The organism is Sphingomonas sp. CFBP 13714 (assembly GCF_014842205.1).
Taxonomy (GTDB): Bacteria; Pseudomonadota; Alphaproteobacteria; order Sphingomonadales; family Sphingomonadaceae; genus Sphingomonas; species Sphingomonas aerolata.
This window is the reverse complement of sequence record NZ_JACYVG010000001.1, coordinates 458410-475720: the sequence shown is the minus strand read 5'-3', so window position 1 is coordinate 475720 and position 17311 is coordinate 458410. Positions and strand designations below refer to the sequence as shown.

The following is a 17311-nucleotide window of genomic DNA, read 5'->3' as shown; positions in this document are numbered from 1 at the left end:
GGCTCTGGACAGCGCCGACCCGCGCTCCTATTTAGTTATCGCGATAAGCAAATAGGAGATTCAGCATGTCGGTCGATGTGAAATACAGCACCACGGCAACCGCCACTGGCGGTCGTGACGGTGAGGCACGGTCGGAGGACGGCCGGTTCGCGGTGGCCCTGTCGACGCCCAAGGAGCTTGGTGGCGCCGGTGGTAACGGAAGCAACCCGGAACAGCTATTCGCGGCGGGCTATTCGGCCTGCTTCATCGGCGCGCTGAAGGTCGCCGGACAGCAGCTGAAGGTGAAGCTGCCCGACGATGTGTCGGTGACCGCCAAGGTCGGCATCGGTCCGCGCAGTGCGGGCGGGTTCGGCATCACCACCGATCTGACCGTCACGCTGCCGGGTCTCGACCGCGAGCAGGCGCAGAAGCTGGTCGATACCGCGCACCAGATCTGCCCCTATTCGAACGCCACGCGCGGCAATGTCGATGTCGGGCTGACGCTCGCCTGACCTACGGGGTGGCCGGCCGCGCGAGCGGCCGGCCGTTCCGTCACGCCCCTGCGGCGTCGACCTGGTCGAGATAGTCCGCATACCCCTCGGCTTCCATCGCGTCGCGCGGGACGAAGCGGAGTGCGGCCGAGTTGATGCAGTAGCGCAGCCCGCCGCGGTCGCGCGGCCCGTCCTCGAAGACATGCCCCAGATGGCTGTCCGCGCCTGCCGAGCGGACCTCGGTGCGGACCATGCCGTGGCTGCGGTCATGCAGTTCGGCGACATGCGCGGGGGTGATCGGCTTGGTGAAGCTCGGCCAGCCGCAGTGCGAATCGAACTTGTCGGCCGACGCGAACAGTGGCTCGCCCGATACGATGTCGACATAGAGACCGGGTTCGCGGGTGTTGAGATAGGATCCCGTCCCGGGCCGCTCGGTGCCGCTTTCCTGCGTGACGTAATATTGCTCGGGCGTCAGCTTGGCGAGCGCGGCGTCGGTCTTCTTATACTCTGTCATGCTGTCCTCTCACGCGGCGATCCGCGTCGGTTGGCCGGCCGGGATGCGCGAAAGCTGCGTCCGGTCAGCAGGGTGCCGACGGGATATAGGGGGCGTTGGCGCTATAGGAATGGCCACGCGACAGTGATGGTTAGCCTGATGGGCCGTTGCCCGGGCCGCGATCGTCGCAATCCCGGGGCATGTGGCGCCCCTGCGCACGGCACGCCTTGCCATCATTCAGTCTTTCATCTAGTATTAACCATCGAAACTCATTCCGTTTACCATGATGCGTCATGACGTACGGCAATGATCGACGACGATTCCAAGTCAAGACCATGCATGTCCACGTAGATCTACGTGGTAAATATTGTACATTTGTTCAGGTCTTCGCAATGCCATTGGCGTAGAACTGCATCGATGAGGCGGCATGTTTTCAAGAAGCCTCTTGATGACAGATACGGCTCGACATGAGTGGCGCAAGGTATGTCCTGCTGCGCCCAGTCCTGGGAATTACCAATGGCTATCAACAACATGCGCGTCCAATTCGCGCTGGCGTCCGCGCTCGGCCTGACCGCTTTCGTCGGCCTTCCGGCATCGGCGCAGACCACCGGCACGACGATCGCCGCCAACGCTGAAGTCACCGAGAGCTGCGTGGTCACCTCGACCGCCCTGCAGTTCGGCGGCGCCGATGTGACCGATGGCGCCGCGCATGCGGGCACCGGTGGTCTGGACGTCATGTGCACCAGTGGCACGGCCTGGACCGCGACGGCCGATGTCGGCACGGGCACCGGCGCAACGATGGCCTTGCGCGGGATGACCTCGACCGCCGGGGGCGGCCTGCCGCTGAACTACGTCCTGTACAACGACAACACCGCGACCAGCCCATGGGGTGATGGCACGGGCGGCACCTCGCCGATCATCGGCACCGGCACCGGCGTCGTTGTGCCGATCGTGCTGGCCGGCAGCATCCCGCTTGGCCAGACGGGCATACCAGCAGGAACCTATGCGGATCTCGTCCAGGTCACGGTTAACTACTAAGCTCTTCAAGCAATGCGCTTTATAAGCCTCTTGCAGACCGGTCGCCTCACGGCGGCCGGTCTTTGCATGGCCGCCGCCATCGCCCTGCCCGGCGATGCGGTCGCGAGCAACTTCCGCGTCAGCCCGGTCACGCTCACCCTGCCCGCCAACCGCCCGGTCGGATCGCTGACCATCACCAATGGCGAGGATGTACCGGTATCGATCCGGGTGTCCGCCTTTCGCTGGACCCAGGTCGACGGCAAGGACGTCTATACGCCGACCGACGACCTGATCGCGTCGCCCCCCATCTTCACCGCCGCGACGCGGGCGCCGCAACTCGTCCGCATCGGTGTGCGGAACCGCCTGCCCAATGCCGCCTATCGCGTGATGCTGCAGGAGATCCCCGGGCCGGCGACAGCGAACGGCGTGCGCATCGCGGTCAAACTGAACCTGCCGCTCTATATCGTCGCCGATCCGGCCGCCAAGGCCGCCGTCGCCTGGACCGCCTGGCGGCGTCCGGCCGGCGACATCGTGCTCGAGGCGCGCAACACCGGCGGCGCCATCGCGCAGGTCACCGGCATCGCACATCGGACGGGGACGGGGACGGGCGGCACATCGACCGTGTTGAGCAACGCGATGGGCGTCGTCCTGCCGCAGAGCATGCGCCAATGGGAGATCGGCAAGCACCCCGAACTCACGACCGGGACGCCGCTGACGCTCGCGATCCGCACCGCCGATGGCGAGCACGAAGTCACGGCGAATCTGGCCGCGCGCTAGTCTGGCAATCGTGCTTCTGGCCGCGGGTTCGCCCGGCATCGCTGCCGACCCCGCGCCCATCCCGGCTGCGGGGCAGGCTGCGGCGCCGGCGGACCTGCGTCTGGCGTTGCTTGCGATCCGGATTAACGGCATCGATCAGCCCGATCCGGTCTGGGTGCTGTACGATGCGGATGCGCTGTACGTCACCGGAGACGCGGCGCTCGCCTGGCGGCTGGTGCTGAAAGCGGACGACACGCGGCTGTTCGAGGGCGAGACCTATCTTCGGCTCGACACGGCGGAAGGGCTTGTCGCCGGCCTCGACGATGCGACGCAGACATTGTCGATCACCGCGCCGGCGGCATTGTTCATGCCGTCGAGCGCGCTGCTGTCGGGCCGGACCGACGGGCCGATGACGCGCAGCGGGATCGGCGGCTTCCTCAATTACGACCTGTCCGCACAGACCGCGTCAGGCGCGTCCTCGCTCGACGGCCTGTTCGAGCTGGGCGCGTTCAGCGGCGCGGGGACGATGGGGACGGGCTTCATCGCCGGCACGGGGAACAGTGGCGACGGGCGACGCAGCCTCGTCAGGCTGGATACCAACTGGACGATCGACGACCCGGCGCGGCTGCGATCGCTGCGGATCGGCGATGGCGTGACGCGCGGCAGCACCGGGACCGGTGCGCTGCGGTTCGCGGGCCTTCAGCTCGCGACGAATTTCGCGACGCAGCCGGGCTATCTGACGATGGCGCTGCCGACGCTGAACGGCAGCGCCGCCGTTCCCTCGGTCGTCGACCTTTATGTCAACAACATCCTCCAGAACCGCCAGAGCGTCGCGTCCGGACCGTTCGCGCTGACCGACGTCCCGGTGGTCAATGGCAGCGGCGATATCCAGCTGGTGGTGCGCGATGCGCTGGGTCGCGAGACGCGGGTGACGCAATCCTATTATGCCGCGCCGCAGATCCTGCGCCGGGGCCTGCATGATTTCTCGTACGAGATCGGCGTGTTGCGGCGCAATTTCACGCGGGCGAGCTTCGACTATGGCACGCCGATCCTGTCGGCGACGCATCGCTATGGCGTGACCGAGCGGCTGACGGTCGAGGCGCATGGCGAAACCACCCGCAAGATGCAGGCGACCAGCATGCAGGTCAGCGCCTTGTGGCCCGCGGTCGGGATCTTCTCGCTCTCGGCCGCGGGCAGCCATTCGGACCGGGGCGGCGGTGGCCTGTTCGGGATCGGGTTCGAACGCCAGACGCGCGGCCTGTCGCTGGGCGGCAATGGCGAGATCACCACCGCCGACTATGCGACGGTCGGCGATTCGACCGCCTATCGGCGCGCGCGCAGCACGGTGACCGGCTTTATCGGCACGCCCACGCCCTATGGATCGGTCACCGCTTCTCTCCTGTGGCGCCGCAGCCGCGACCAGCGCGGCGATATTCTGTCGGGCAATGCCAATGCGTCGATGCGGCTCCGTCGGATCGGCGCGCTCAGCCTCAATGCGAGCCGGAGCTTTGCCGGTGCGCGCGACACGACGGTGCAGTTCCGCCTCACCGTCCCGTTCGGCCAGCGGACGAGCGCCACCGCCGGCGTGCAGTTGCGCGACGGCGAACTCGGCGCGACGACGACGCTGCAACGCAACCTCCCTTATGGCGACGGCGTCGGATACCGGCTGCAGGCGGAAACTGGGGCGATCGAGCGGCTTGATGCAGAGGTCAATGCCCAGAGCGGCATCGGCCGTATCGATGCGCAGGTGACCCGGCTGAACGGGGCGTCGGGCGGGCGGCTGCAGCTGGTCGGATCGGTCGCGACGGTCGATGGCGCGGTATTCGCCGCGCGTCGGATCGAGCAGAGCTTCGGGACCGTGCGCGTCGGCCCCTACGCCAATGTCCGCGTCTATTCGGACAACCAGCTGGTCGGCCGGACGAACGCTGCGGGTGTGCTGGTCATCCCGCGGCTGCTGCCGTTTCAGGACAATCATATCCGGATCGAGGCCGAGGACCTGCCGCTCGACGCGATCATCGACGAGACCAAGCGTACGGTGCGGCCCTATGATCGCAGCGGCGTCGCGGTACGGTTCGGCGCACGCGCGGCAAGCGATGCGCGGCTCCGGGTGGTCGGTGCGGACGGCAACCCGCTTCCCGCCGGCACCGTGCTTCACCTGAACGGCGCGGGCGAAGCCTTTCTGCTGGCGCCCGGCGGCGACGCCTATCTGACCGGGCTGGCCACGCGCAATCGCGTGTCCGCCACCTTTGCCGGCGGCGGGTGTGCGTTCGCCTTCGACTTTGTCCCTGCCGGACAGACCCAACCCGATCTGGGAACCTTCACATGCACCTCATGATCGGTCGCAGCGCGATCACCGCCGCGTTTGTCTTCGCGCTACTCGCGACCGCGGCGCCGGCAGCGGCTGCCAGTTGCAGCGTCAGTCCGCAGCAACTGAGTCTGGGCCGCTATGATCCGTTCGCATCGGCGCCACAGGATGCCGTCACCAGCATCGCGATCAGCTGCGACGTCGAGACCAGCGTCGTCATCGCGATCGGCCCGGGCAATGGCGACTATGGCGCGCGGACCATGACCGGCGGCGCCCAGGCGCTGCTCTACAATCTCTATGTCGATCCTGCGCACTCCCGGGTCTGGGGCGACGGCACCAATGGCAGCAGCACCGTCAGCAGCACCGCGGTCGCCACCAGCACCGCGATTCCCGTCTATGCCCGTGCGCCGGCCCGCCAGACGCAGCTGAAGCCGGGATCCTACAGCGACATCCTCTGGGTCAGCATCACCTATTGAACGCCCGCGACAGCCCCCTCGAACTCTTAAACTTTACCGTGTAACGCCGAATTTCATCGTCCCGGCCGCGGCACCCTTTTCGGGCCCCTGGCACCGCCACCGACCGGAGCAGCCATGATCCTATACGTCATCGACGACGACAGCGGCACGCGACGGCATCTGCAGGCCTGTCTGAAGCCGTCGGGCATCACGGTCTGGCCCTTTGCCCATGCCGACCTGTTCCTCGAGCAATTGCCGACGCTCAAGCCCGCGCCGATCCTGATCGAGCTGCGGACGCCGCCGGCGCATGGCCTGGGGCTGCTCTCCGCGCTGGCGCTGCGCGACATCCGCTGGCCGGCGATCGCGATCACGGCGCGGACCGATGCGACGGTCACCGTCGAGGCGATGAAACTAGGCGCGACCGAGGTGCTCGACATGCCGCTCAAGCCCGAAACGCTGGCGGCCGCGCTGGACCGCGCGTTCGAACGGGTCGCGACGCTGGTGAACTGGACGGCGCAGCGCGGCGCGGCGCGCGCGCGTCTCGACCTGCTGACCGAGCGCGAGCGCAATGTCGTGCGCGCGATGATCGTCGGCCAGACGAACAAGGCGATCGCGCAGGCGATGGCGATCAGCCCGCGCACGGTCGAGGGGCATCGCGCACAGGCGCTGCGCAAGCTGAACGTCAGCAGCGTGGCGGAGATGGTCTATGTTGCGGTCGACGGCGGGCTTGCGCCCCGCGAACGCTGGCTCGACACGCCCGAACTCGCGCGCAGCCTGCGTGAGGGGTCGCCACTGGCGGACCACGTGCCACAGCTGCCCGACCCGGGCCGGTCCCGCTTCGACAATTTCGCCGCGACCTCTCCCGATGGCATTCTATGTGCGGATCATGACGGCCGGATCATCGTCTGGAACGCGGCGTGCGAGACGCTGTTCGGTTTCAGCACCGACCAAGCGCTGGGTCAGACGATCGCCATCATCGATCCGCGAGAACGGGGTAATGCCCTGAGCCTGCAGCAACTCGCGGCCCGCGGCGCGGCACATCTGGTCGGGACGACCGTCACCCTCGAAGCGACGCACCGCGGCGGGTCGAAACTGGCCGTCACCCTGTCGCTGTCGATGTGGCGCGAGGACGGCCAGACGCATTTCGGCGCGATCATCCGCAAGACCGACGCACCACGCCTTGTCAAACCGGACTGACGCACCCGGATCGGACGATCCCTGCGCGTCGGTCCGGCCAGGCGGCGCGTCCTAGACGTCGAGATTGGCGACGTTGAGCGCGTTGTCCTGGATGAACTCACGCCGCGGTTCGACGACTTCGCCCATCAGCTGCGTGAATATCTCGTTCGCGCTCTCGGCATTGACCGCGGTGACGCGCAGCATCGAGCGGACCGACGGATCGAGCGTGGTTTCCCACAGCTGTTCCGCGTTCATCTCGCCCAGCCCCTTGTAGCGCTGGATCGCGAGACCCTTGCGGCCGGCGGCGAGGATCGCGTCGAGCAAATGGCTCGGGCGCGACACCTGCGTCGAGCCGCGCGTTGCGACCGCGGTGGCGGACCCGATCACGCCGGCACCAGTCTCTGCGGCGTCCTCCGCCTCGGGCTCGTCGGCGTGCGCCGCCTTGCTCGCGGGGACGAGGTTCGAGGTGCGCGCATAGCTGTCCGACTGCTCGGCCGACAAAGCGTGCAGCTTGCGCGCCTCGGCCGAGACGAGGAAGCTCGCCTCGATGATGTGGTGATCGGTCACCCCGCGCCACGCGCGCTGGAAATGGATGCCGCCATCCTGCGTCAGCTCGGCGGTCCAGCGCGCATCGCCGTCGTCGAGTTCGAGGCGACGCGTGACGATCTCAAGCCGCGACGTGCGGTCCGCGACCGACGCCTCGGGATCGAACACGCCGCCCAGCGCCAGCGCCTCGATCATGCCCGCGTCATAGCGCTTGGGGACGTAGCGCATCAGCGTGCGCATCCGCCGCGCGTGATCGACCAGATCCTTCAGGTCGCGACCCGAACGGGCGCCACCGGGCCCTTCAAGGACCATCGACCCGACGCCTGCATCGACCAGATATTCGTCGAGCGCGGCATCGTCCTTCAGGTACATTTCGGACCGGCCCTTGGTCGCCTTGTAGAGCGGCGGCTGCGCAATGTAGAGATAGCCGCCCTCGATGATCTTGGGCATGTGGCGGTAGAACAGCGTCAGCAACAGCGTGCGGATGTGCGCGCCATCGACGTCTGCGTCGGTCATGATGACGATCTTGTGGTAGCGCAGCTTGTCCGCGTTGAAGTCGTCGCGGATGCCGGTGCCCATCGCGGTGATGAGCGTGCCGATCTCGCGGCTCGACAACATGCGATCCTCGCGCGCGCGCTCGGTGTTCAGGATCTTGCCGCGCAACGGGAGGATCGCCTGGAAATGGCGGTCGCGGCCCTGCTTGGCCGAACCGCCTGCCGAGTCACCCTCGACCAGGAACAGCTCGGACTTGGCGGGATCGCGCTCCTGGCAGTCGGCGAGCTTGCCGGGCAGCGAGGCGATGTCCATCACGCCCTTGCGGCGCGTCAGTTCGCGCGCGCGCTTGGCGGCTTCGCGCGCGGCGGCGGCGTCGATGATCTTGGCGACGATCGCCTTGCCGTGCGCGGGGTTCTCTTCGAGCCATTCGGCCATCTTGTCGGCCATCAGGCTTTCCAAGGGCTGGCGGACCTCGGACGAGACGAGCTTGTCCTTGGTCTGGCTGCTGAACTTCGGATCGGGCAGCTTGACCGAGACGATCGCGGTGAGACCCTCGCGCATGTCCTCGCCGGTGAGCTGAACCTTTTCCTTCTTCAACAGGCCCGACTTCTCGGCATAATTGTTGAGCGTGCGGGTCAGCGCGGCGCGGAACGCGGCCATGTGCGTGCCGCCGTCGCGCTGCGGGATGTTGTTCGTGAAGGCGAGGACGTTCTCGTAATAAGAGTCGTTCCACTGGAGCGCGACGTCCATCGTGACGTCGTCGCGCGTACCCGAAATCGCGACCGGCTCGGGCATCAGCGGCAGCTTGGCGCGATCGAGATACTTCACGAACGCGGCAATCCCGCCCTCGTAATAGAGCTCGACGGTCTTCAGTTCCTCGTGGCGCGCGTCGGTCAGGAACAGGCGCACGCCCGAATTGAGGAAGGCAAGCTCGCGGTAGCGATGTTCGAGCTTGTCGAAGTCGAAATCGGTGATCTTGAAGGTCGCGGGCGACGGGAAGAAGGTGACGCGCGTGCCCTTCTGGCCCTCGGCCGCGTCGCCGACGATCTTGAGCGGGAGCACCGCGTCGCCGAACGCGAAGCGCATGTAATGCTCCTTGCCGTCGCGCCAGATCGTCAGGTCAAGCCATTCGCTGAGCGCGTTGACGACCGAGACGCCGACGCCGTGCAGGCCACCCGAGACCTTATAGGCGTTCTCGTCACTGGTGTTCTCGAACTTACCGCCGGCGTGGAGCTGGGTCATGATGACCTCGGCTGCGGACACGCCTTCCTCGGTATGGATGCCGGTCGGGATGCCGCGGCCATTGTCGGTGACGCTGACCGAACCGTCGGCGTTCAGGACGATGTCGATCCGGTCGCAATGCCCGGCAAGCGCCTCGTCGATCGCGTTGTCGCTGACCTCGAACACCATGTGGTGGAGGCCCGACCCGTCGTCGGTGTCGCCGATATACATGCCGGGGCGCTTGCGGACCGCGTCGAGGCCCTTGAGGACCTTGATCGAGTCTGCGCCATAGTCGCCCTGGTTGGGCAGGTTGGGATTGTTGGATTCAGGGTTGGATGCCATGCCCAGCATATAGGCATCGCACGCCCGAAACGGAAGCGAAATGGCCTGCGGGGCCGGGGGTCGGGTCGTGAGGCGTAGGACAGCGTTCGGCTCTGGCCTTGCTCCAAACACGTCGCCTCCCCGGCGGAGGCCGGGGCCCAGTTGTGAAGGCGGTCGTAACGCAGCGACCCCTTCCGTCTGAGACGTCCCCCACCTGGGCCCCGGCCTTTGCCGGGGTGGTAGAGGCGGGCCTGCCCCTCTCCCCTCGGGGGAGAGGGAGGGAGGCGCCGCAGGCGACGGAAGGGTGAGGGGCTTTGGCGCGCGCTCCCGAGCCTCACTTGCCCTCACCCTTCCCACGGCAAGGGCCGCGGGCCCCTTCCCTCTCCCCCAACGGGAGAGGGAGTTTGCGCTCAGAAACGGTCGGCGCGCTGGCCGAGCAGGGTCACTTCGACGCGGCGGTTGAGGCGCATGCCGGCGGCGGTGCCGTTGGTCGCGACCGGCTGGCGCTCGCCATGGCCGACGACGCTGAAGCGTGCGCGGACGACGTCCATGTCGTCGAACGCCTGGCGGACGCTCGCCGCGCGGCGCTCGGACAGATCCTGGTTGTGCGCATCGGACCCGCGCGAATCGGTGAAACCGTCGATCGCGACGCGGACACCCGGATTGCCGCGCAGATAGCGCGCGAGCGGGCGCAGCTTCTCGATCGCGCCGGGGCGCAGCACCGCGCTGTCGGTGCGGAACAGCACGTCCTCCTGCAGGGTCAGCGTCGCGCCGCGCGGCGTCTGGCGGAAACCATAGTTGCGCATCGCGCCGCGGTCCCACGTCGTGGTGGTCTCGACCACAGTGGTGCCGCCGCCGCGGTCGCCGCGATAGCCTCCGGGGTCGCGGCCATAGGCGGCCCAGTCGAACCGGTCGCGACGCGGCCCGGCGATGCGGGCGAATTCGCGGTTGGCGTCGTCGGCTTCCTGCCGGTTGATCCGACCATCGCCGTTCGCGTCGAAATTGGGCATCACGAACGCACGGCCCCGCGCGGTATTGCGGAGTTCGGGGAACAGTATCGGCACGCCGGCACCCGCCAGCCTGTAACCGGGGCGCGACCAGGGCGGGTTGCTCATGTCATAGCGCGCCTGCGCGAATGCCGGTGCGGTGGTTGCCGCGATCATGACCAGTCCGAATGCGGCGCGTGTGATAGTCGTCTTCATCATGTCTCTCCGTCGCCCCCGCTATGGACCGGGGCGCGATGGACCGGGATTTGCCCGCGCCCGCTTGAACCCCTCGTGACGCGCATCGACAGCGCGCGTTCAGCCAGGCCCGACCGCGATCCGCGTCGCCTGCGCGTCGATCGCATCGAACAGTGCGTCCTCAGTGCCGGTCATCCACACCTGCCCGCGCCCCGCCAGCCGATCGAACAGCGCCGCGCGGCGGGCCGGATCGAGATGCGCGGCGACCTCGTCGAGCAGCAGGACCGGGGGCTGGCCGGTCCGCTCGGCGACCAGCTCGGCATGCGCGAGGACGATGCCGAGCAGCAGCGCCTTCTGCTCGCCGGTCGAGGCGAGCGACGCGGCGCGCGCCTTGTCGTGGTGCGTGACGATCAGGTCGACACGGTGCGGCCCGACCAGGGTCCGCCCGGCAGCGGCGTCACGCGCGCGACCCTGGGCGAGCGCGACCGCGAGCGGCGCGGCATCGCCGGCCCAGCCGTCGAGCGCGAGGCCCGCCCGCGGAAATGCGCCGTCCGTCTCGCCCGCCAGCCGCGCGCCGAGCAGATCGACCGTTTCGCGGCGCGCGGCATCGAGCGCGTCGCCATGGTCGGCCATCTGCGCCTCGAGCGCGGACAGCCAGTCGCCATCGGGACGGCCTTCGTCGCCAAGCAGCCGGTTGCGCGCGCGCATCGCCGCCTCGTAGCGCGCGGCATGATGCGCGTGCCCGGGTGCGAGCGCGAGCGTCAGCCGGTCGAGAAAGCCGCGGCGTTCGCCCGCGGGGGCGACGAACAGCCGGTCCATCGCGGGGGTGAGCCACAGCACCGTCAGCCATTCGGCGAGCGTATTGGCGGTGGTGGTCGCACCCTGGACGCGGACGATGCGGCGCTCAGGCGCCGATGTCAGCGCGCCGGTCGCTATATCGACATCGCCGATGTGGCTACCGGCGTCGGCATGTTGGTCGCGTTCGGCCCCAGCTACGGAAGTCTCACCTCGCGCGGAGGGGCAGAGCGTTGCCGCGACGCCGAAACCGCCCGCACCGCCCTGCCGCGCCATCTCGCCGAGCGCCGCCCGGCGCAGCCCCCGGCCGGGGGCGAGCAGCGAAACCGCCTCGAGGATATTGGTCTTGCCCGCGCCGTTCGCGCCGGTCAGCACCACGAACCCCGCCCCCGGCTGGAGCGTCAGGTCGGCATGATTGCGGAAATCGGTGAGGACGAGGCGCGACAGCATCGCACCGGCCTTAAAGGAGTTTTGCAGCCGAGTGCATCGCCCTTTTCCGTTCGCCCTGAGCGAAGTCGGCGATCGGTCTGGTCAGGACCGCCCGCGACAGACCCGGTGCGCTGTCAGCCTTCGCGTCAGGCGGCGATCCGCTCGGGCCCGGTGCCCGCCCCCGCCTTCTGCGCGCTCAGATAGGAGGCGAGCACGGGACCGAGTTCGCGCTGCGCGTGCAAATAGGCGACCGGCGTCGCGATCCCAAGCCGCGCGCGTGCCGCATCGAGCGGCTCGTGCAGCAGGGTCAGATAATCCTCGCCCGAAATCCACTCTGCCTTGCGGCCATTGCGATAGCCTTCCCAGACCGCCTTGGCGAACAAGGCGTTGCCGGTGACGCGGAGGCTCTTGAGCGCCGCCGCCGACCCGATCAGCGCCCAGCCGAGGCCGCCGACCTGCGCATAGCTGAACGCGACGAGCGCCGCCTCACCGAGACTCTCGTCCGCCTTGTAGCCGGTCAGCACGTGCCAGATGTCATGCGTGTCGCGCACCCGCCGGCCGAACCACGCATAGGGATGCGCCAGATCGTCCTCGCTCGGCACCAGCCGCGACACCTCGACGAGCCCGTCCGCCGAATAACCCGTGGTCTCGAGGAAATGGCGATAGCCCGCGCCGACCGTGCCGGGCGCAAAGCTCGCGACGAACGCCGGATCGGAGAAGCGCCGCGCCAGCTCGACCTGATCATAGGCGATCCGCCCGCCCCGCTCGGTCGCGATCAGCCGCGCATAGTTCATCGGCGCGTTGCCGACGTTCAGCGCGCGCATGATCCGGAACACCTGAGTCGTGTCGTCGCCATTGGCGAGGAGCTTCCGGATCGCATCCATCGCGGTCCGCCAGTCGCGACGACCGGTCGTACCAGGAAAGGGAGGAAGCTTCGCCATCGAGTCGACTCCTTACTAACAGCAATGTCAGTATCAGATCCGCTCTAGCCTTCAAACGAAAAAGGCCACCCCGCAGGATGGCCTTTCACGCGATCGCCGGCGTGCGCCGGTCAGACGCGCATCGGCATCAGCACGTAGAGCGCGGGCGACTTGTCGTTTTCGCGGATCAGCGTCGGGGCGGCGGCGTCGGCGAGGTGGACCTCGACCATGTCGCCATCGATCTGCGCGAGGATGTCCATCAGATAGCGGCTGTTGAAGCCGATCTCGAACGGGAGCGCGACATAATCGCCGGGAACTTCCTCGGCGGCGGTGCCGTTTTCGGGCGAGGTCACCGACAGCGTGATCTTGTCGCGGTCGAGCGCCATCTTGACGGCACGGGTCTTCTCGGTGGCGATGGTCGACACGCGGTCGACGCCTTCCATGAAGCTCTTGGGGTCGATCTTGAGGATCTTGTCGTTGCCGGTCGGGATCACGCGGCTGTAATCGGGGAAGGTACCGTCGATCAGCTTCGAGGTCAGGATCGCCTGGCCGAGGTCGAAGCGGATCTTGGTGGGCGACAGCGACACGCCGACCGAGCCGTCGACCTCGTCGAGCAGTTTGCGGAGCTCGGCGATGCATTTGCGCGGCACGATCACGTCAGGCATCGATTCGGCGCCCTCGGGCCGCGGCAGCGTGACGCGCGCGAGGCGGTGACCGTCGGTCGCGGCGGCCTTCAGCACCGGGTTCGCGCTGTCGCCGTCCGCGACGTGGAGGAAGATGCCGTTGAGATAATAGCGCGTCTCTTCGGTCGAGATCGCAAAGCGCGTCTTGTCGATGATCTGCTTCAAGGTCTCGGCAGGCAGTTCGAACTGGGTCGGCAGTTCGCCTTCCGCGATCACCGGGAAATCGTCGCGCGGCAGCGTGCCGAGCGAGAAGCGTGCGCGGCCCGCGATGATGCTCATCCGGCCTTCCGAGGCGGCGAGCTGGACCTGGCTGCCCTCGGGCAGTTTGCGCGCGATGTCGAACAGCGTGTGCGCGGACACGGTGGTCGCCCCGGGCTGATCGACCGCGGCTGCAATCGATTCGTTGATCTGCAGATCCAGATCGGTCGCCATCAGCTTCAGCGTGCCCTCGGCGGTCGCCTCGATCAGCACGTTCGACAGGATGGGGATGGTGTTGCGCCGTTCCACCACGGACTGGACATGGCTCAGCCCCTTGAGGAGCGTTGCGCGTTCGATCGTCGCCTTCATCAAAATTCCCCCGGCCTCCACAGCCGGATTCGGGGCTGGGGGCAATCCGCAGATGGCTTACCCAACAATAAAGGGTCGGAGCAAGCGCCCCGACCCTTCTTTGATCACGGTAAACGTCGCGTTAGACCGCAATCAGAAGCGGAAGCCATAGCTGGCGACGACCTGATGACGATCGGTGTCGACGTCGAATCGGCCGCTGGTGCCGCCGGTCGCGTAGTCGATGTTGCTGCGCTCATAGTTCGAATAGCGATATTCGAGCTTGGCATAGCTGTTCGGGCCGACCGCATGCTCGGCACCCGCGCCGATCCGCCAACCGTCGAGGTTGAAGTCGGTGTCGGTGGTCTGGTTGGTGTCGCCCGCCAGCACGTTCAGCTTGGCGTTGGTGTAGCCGCCCTTCGCGTAGATCATGGTTGTCGGCGCGACGACATAGCCGACGCGACCACCGACATAGATGTCGCGGCCCTGCTTGACGCGACCGAAGCCGAAGTCGCTGGTATAGTCGTTGCGGTCGCTCTTCGCGGTCGAACCGGTCAGTTCGGCCTCGGCGCCGAGCACGATGTTGCTCGAGGTCGCGATGTCATAGCCGATGCCGCCGCCGTACAGCAGGCCGTCGATCTTCTGGTCGTCGCGCCCGTTGTTGTTGGACACGCTGCTGCCGGCGCCGGTGTGGTCGTAGCCGAGCGTGGCCTCGACGCGCGGGCCGGTGAAGGTCGGGTTGGTCTGTGCCAGCGCGGGGGCGGCAATGGCGGTGGTCGCGAACAGCGATGCGGCGATAAGCTTACGCATTGGGATACTCCATTGATCTTCGTCACCCCCGAACGCGGGGTGGATGGCTCCAATGGACCAATCCGACAGGCGTTGCATGAACCCCAGATAAACACGGAAATCCGTTGCTTTTGCGCAACAGGGGGTTGAAATGCGGGCCATGATTCCAAGCCCTCGGCAACGTGCAGCGGACCTCGGTCCAACCGGCAAACCGCCCGTCAGGCTTGGCCGGGATTTCGTCGCGCGGCACGGCGAAACCGTGTTCAACGCCGCGCACCGGTTGCAGGGTAATGCCGCGCACACGCCGCTGACGCGCGCCGGATTCGCGCAGGCCGACGAGCTTGGCCGTGCGTTGCGGGATCTGCTCGGGGCCAGGCCTGCGCTGACGCTGTGGTCGTCGCCGACCGGGCGTGCGCTGCAGACGCTGGCGGTGATCTGCGAGCATCTCGAGCTCGACTGGCACGATGCGCGCACCGACCCACGGCTGGTCGAGATCGACATGGGGTCGTGGGGCGGCCGCTATTATGCCGATGTGGTCGACGAGGTCGGCCCGGTGATGATGCCTGGCGGCACGCTGAAGCCCGCGCGCGATGGCGAGACCTACCCGCAGATCGCCGCACGGGTCGGCGGTTGGCTGGCGGACACCGCGCAGGATCCGGGCGACCGGCTGGTGATCATGCACGGGATTTCGAGCCGGGTGATGCTGGGCGCGATGACGGGTGCGCCGGTCGATCCGGTGCTTGGCGCCGCGGTTGCGCCCGGGTTGCCGCAGGGGTCGGTGACATTGGTCGAGCAGGGCCGCGCGACGGTTCCGCACCGCGGCACCGGCTTCGCCCCCGCGTGAGGCTGGCGATCCTGCTGGCCTTCGCGGTCGCGACACCCGCGACGGCGCGTGACACGATCGGCATCTACCGGGGATGGGGCGCGTTCCGCGACACAGCGCCGCCGCGCTGCTACGCGATCGCGCGGCCGGTGATGGCGGGCGGGCGCACGACGGGTTTTGCGACCATCGCGACCTGGCCGAAACGCGGCCTGCGCGCCTCGTTGTACATCCGCCTCAGCCGCGAGCGCGATCGCTCCGCCGGGGTGACGCTGACGGTCGGCGAACGCCGGTTCGCGCTGGTCGCGAACGGGCTGGACGCGTGGGCGAGCGATGCCCCCAGCGACCGCGCGATCGTCGCCGCGCTGCGATCGGGGCGGAGCATGAGCGTCGAGGCGGTCGGCGTCGGCGGGCGGCCGTTCGCGGATGTCTATGCGCTGTCGGGCGCGGCGACCGCGATCGATGCCGCGGTGCTGGCGTGTCGCGGGGGGTAGCCTCCCTTCTCTCTACCTCCCCGGCGAAGGCCGGGGGCCAGGTGGTTGTAACGACGGACTAACCGTCCTTACCTCCGTCCCCCAACTGGGCCCCGGCCTCCGCCGGGGAGGTGTTATCGTGTGGGGCTACGCATGGTGTTCATGGCGGCAACGCTTCGCTCGACGCAGCCTGTAGAAAAATCGGCAAAATTCCGCTAAGGGCCGCCCCATGCAGACCGCCGCGAACCTCATGCCCATCCCCGGGCACATCGATCCCGTGCCCGTTCCCCGCAGCTTCGTGCCGCGCAGCGACGGGCGTATCGACCTGCTCGGGCTGTCGCTCGCCGATCTGCGCATGGCGCTGGAGACGTCGCAGCTCGAGGAGAAACAGGCCAAGCTGCGCGCAAAGCAGCTGTGGCACTGGATCTACAATCGCGGCGCGACCGAGTTTTCGGCGATGACCGACATTTCGAAGACGATGCACCCGTGGCTCGAGCAGCGCTTCGTGATCAGCCGGCCCAATGTGGTCGAGGCGCAGGTGTCGACCGACGGCACGCGCAAATGGCTGCTGCGCAGCGACGACGCGCAGGATTACGAGATGGTCTTCATCCCCGACGCGGATCGCGGCACGTTGTGCGTGTCGAGCCAGGTCGGCTGCACGCTCAACTGCACCTTTTGCCACACCGGCACGATGCGGCTGGTGCGCAACCTGACGCCCGCCGAGATCGTCGGCCAGGTGATGCTCGCGCGCGATTCGCTCGGCGAATGGCCGAGCCAGCCCGAGGGGCGGATGCTCACCAACATCGTGATGATGGGGATGGGCGAGCCGCTGTATAATTTCGAGAATGTCCGCGATGCGCTGAAGCTGGTGATGGACGGTGCGGGGCTCGCGCTCAGCCGACGCCGGATCACGCTGTCGACCAGCGGGGTGGTGCCGATGATGGCGCGCGCGGGTGCTGAGATCGGCGTGAACCTCGCGGTGTCGCTCCACGCGGTGACCAAGGAGGTGCGCGACGAGATCGTCCCGCTCAACCGCAAATACGGCATCGAGGAACTGCTCCAGGCCTGCGCGGACTATCCCGGCACCAACAATGCGCGCCGGATCACGTTCGAATATGTGATGCTGAAGGACAAGAATGATTCGGACGCCGACGCGCACGAACTCGTCCGGCTGCTGCGCAAATACGAGCTGCCCGCCAAGGTGAACCTGATCCCGTTCAACCCGTGGCCGGGTGCGGCCTATGAATGCTCGACGCCCGAGCGGATCAAGTCGTTCTCGAGCATCGTGTTCGGGGCGGGCATTTCGGCGCCGGTGCGCACCCCGCGCGGGCGCGACATCGATGCGGCGTGCGGGCAGCTGAAGACCGCGTCGGAGAAGAAGAGCCGCGCGCAACTCGATCGCGAAGCCGCGCTTGCCTGATTT

16 protein-coding genes are annotated in these 17311 nt (G+C 67.6%); 9 read left to right on the top strand and 7 right to left on the bottom strand.

The features are described 5' to 3' along the window. Positions 1–65: 65 nt before the first annotated feature. Positions 66–491: an organic hydroperoxide resistance protein gene (locus tag IFT54_RS02325; RefSeq protein WP_192069447.1), complete on the top strand. Its 426-nt coding sequence runs from the start codon at positions 66–68 to the stop codon at positions 489–491. Positions 492–531: 40 nt separating this feature from the next. On the opposite strand, the gene msrB is transcribed toward IFT54_RS02325, so the two are convergent. Further along, positions 532–984: a peptide-methionine (R)-S-oxide reductase MsrB gene (gene msrB / locus IFT54_RS02320; RefSeq protein ID WP_031440471.1), complete on the bottom strand. Its 453-nt coding sequence runs from the start codon at positions 982–984 to the stop codon at positions 532–534. A gap of 495 nt (positions 985–1479) precedes the next feature. Here msrB and IFT54_RS02315 point away from each other — a divergent pair, with 495 nt between their 5' ends. The 5 genes from IFT54_RS02315 (at position 1480) to IFT54_RS02295 (ending at position 6693) form a co-directional block, all read left to right on the top strand. After that, positions 1480–2001, top strand: a complete 522-nt coding sequence (locus IFT54_RS02315) for a Csu type fimbrial protein (protein WP_183936065.1) — start codon at positions 1480–1482, stop codon at positions 1999–2001. 66 nt (positions 2002–2067) lie between these two features. Then, positions 2068–2757: a fimbrial biogenesis chaperone gene (locus IFT54_RS02310; protein WP_192069446.1), complete on the top strand. Its 690-nt coding sequence runs from the start codon at positions 2068–2070 to the stop codon at positions 2755–2757. Further along, on the top strand, positions 2717–5071 hold the full coding sequence (locus tag IFT54_RS02305; RefSeq protein WP_192069445.1) for a fimbria/pilus outer membrane usher protein: 2355 nt from the start codon (positions 2717–2719) through the stop codon (positions 5069–5071). Before IFT54_RS02310 ends, IFT54_RS02305 begins: the two co-directional genes overlap by 41 nt. Beyond that, positions 5059–5517 carry a Csu type fimbrial protein gene (locus IFT54_RS02300; RefSeq protein WP_192069444.1) on the top strand — a complete coding sequence of 153 codons (459 nt, stop codon included), beginning with the start codon at positions 5059–5061 and terminating at the stop codon, positions 5515–5517. The genes IFT54_RS02305 and IFT54_RS02300 overlap by 13 nt, the downstream gene beginning before the upstream one ends. Before the next feature lie 114 nt (positions 5518–5631). Beyond that, on the top strand, positions 5632–6693 hold the full coding sequence (locus tag IFT54_RS02295; protein WP_192069443.1) for a LuxR C-terminal-related transcriptional regulator: 1062 nt from the start codon (positions 5632–5634) through the stop codon (positions 6691–6693). Positions 6694–6744: 51 nt separating this feature from the next. Here IFT54_RS02295 and gyrB read toward each other — a convergent pair whose 3' ends face one another. The 6 genes from gyrB to IFT54_RS02265 all read right to left on the bottom strand — a co-directional run bounded on the left by gyrB (position 6745) and on the right by IFT54_RS02265 (position 14616). Continuing rightward, the gene (gene gyrB, locus IFT54_RS02290; protein ID WP_031440465.1) at positions 6745–9276 is read right to left on the bottom strand and encodes a DNA topoisomerase (ATP-hydrolyzing) subunit B; all 2532 of its coding nucleotides are present in this window, start codon (positions 9274–9276) and stop codon (positions 6745–6747) included. A gap of 389 nt (positions 9277–9665) precedes the next feature. After that, a complete protein-coding gene (locus tag IFT54_RS02285; RefSeq protein WP_192069442.1) occupies positions 9666–10460 on the bottom strand; it encodes an OmpA family protein in 795 nt (264 codons plus the stop codon). A gap of 96 nt (positions 10461–10556) precedes the next feature. After that, positions 10557–11681 carry a DNA replication/repair protein RecF gene (gene recF, locus IFT54_RS02280; protein WP_192069441.1) on the bottom strand — a complete coding sequence of 375 codons (1125 nt, stop codon included), beginning with the start codon at positions 11679–11681 and terminating at the stop codon, positions 10557–10559. A 125-nt stretch (positions 11682–11806) separates the two neighbouring features. After that, the gene (locus IFT54_RS02275) at positions 11807–12601 is read right to left on the bottom strand and encodes a Coq4 family protein (RefSeq protein WP_192069440.1); all 795 of its coding nucleotides are present in this window, start codon (positions 12599–12601) and stop codon (positions 11807–11809) included. Positions 12602–12711: 110 nt separating this feature from the next. Continuing rightward, positions 12712–13830, bottom strand: a complete 1119-nt coding sequence (dnaN, locus tag IFT54_RS02270; protein ID WP_031395114.1) for a DNA polymerase III subunit beta — start codon at positions 13828–13830, stop codon at positions 12712–12714. A gap of 132 nt (positions 13831–13962) precedes the next feature. After that, on the bottom strand, positions 13963–14616 hold the full coding sequence (locus IFT54_RS02265) for an outer membrane protein (protein WP_031395115.1): 654 nt from the start codon (positions 14614–14616) through the stop codon (positions 13963–13965). Between the two features lie 139 nt (positions 14617–14755). Here IFT54_RS02265 and IFT54_RS02260 point away from each other — a divergent pair, with 139 nt between their 5' ends. The 3 genes from IFT54_RS02260 to rlmN all read left to right on the top strand — a co-directional run bounded on the left by IFT54_RS02260 (position 14756) and on the right by rlmN (position 17308). Then, positions 14756–15439 carry a histidine phosphatase family protein gene (locus IFT54_RS02260; protein ID WP_192069439.1) on the top strand — a complete coding sequence of 228 codons (684 nt, stop codon included), beginning with the start codon at positions 14756–14758 and terminating at the stop codon, positions 15437–15439. Then, the gene (locus tag IFT54_RS02255) at positions 15436–15909 is read left to right on the top strand and encodes an invasion associated locus B family protein (protein WP_192069438.1); all 474 of its coding nucleotides are present in this window, start codon (positions 15436–15438) and stop codon (positions 15907–15909) included. Before IFT54_RS02260 ends, IFT54_RS02255 begins: the two co-directional genes overlap by 4 nt. Positions 15910–16117: 208 nt before the next feature. After that, on the top strand, positions 16118–17308 hold the full coding sequence (gene rlmN, locus IFT54_RS02250; RefSeq protein WP_042466312.1) for a 23S rRNA (adenine(2503)-C(2))-methyltransferase RlmN: 1191 nt from the start codon (positions 16118–16120) through the stop codon (positions 17306–17308). The last annotated feature ends 3 nt before the right edge of the window (positions 17309–17311 follow it).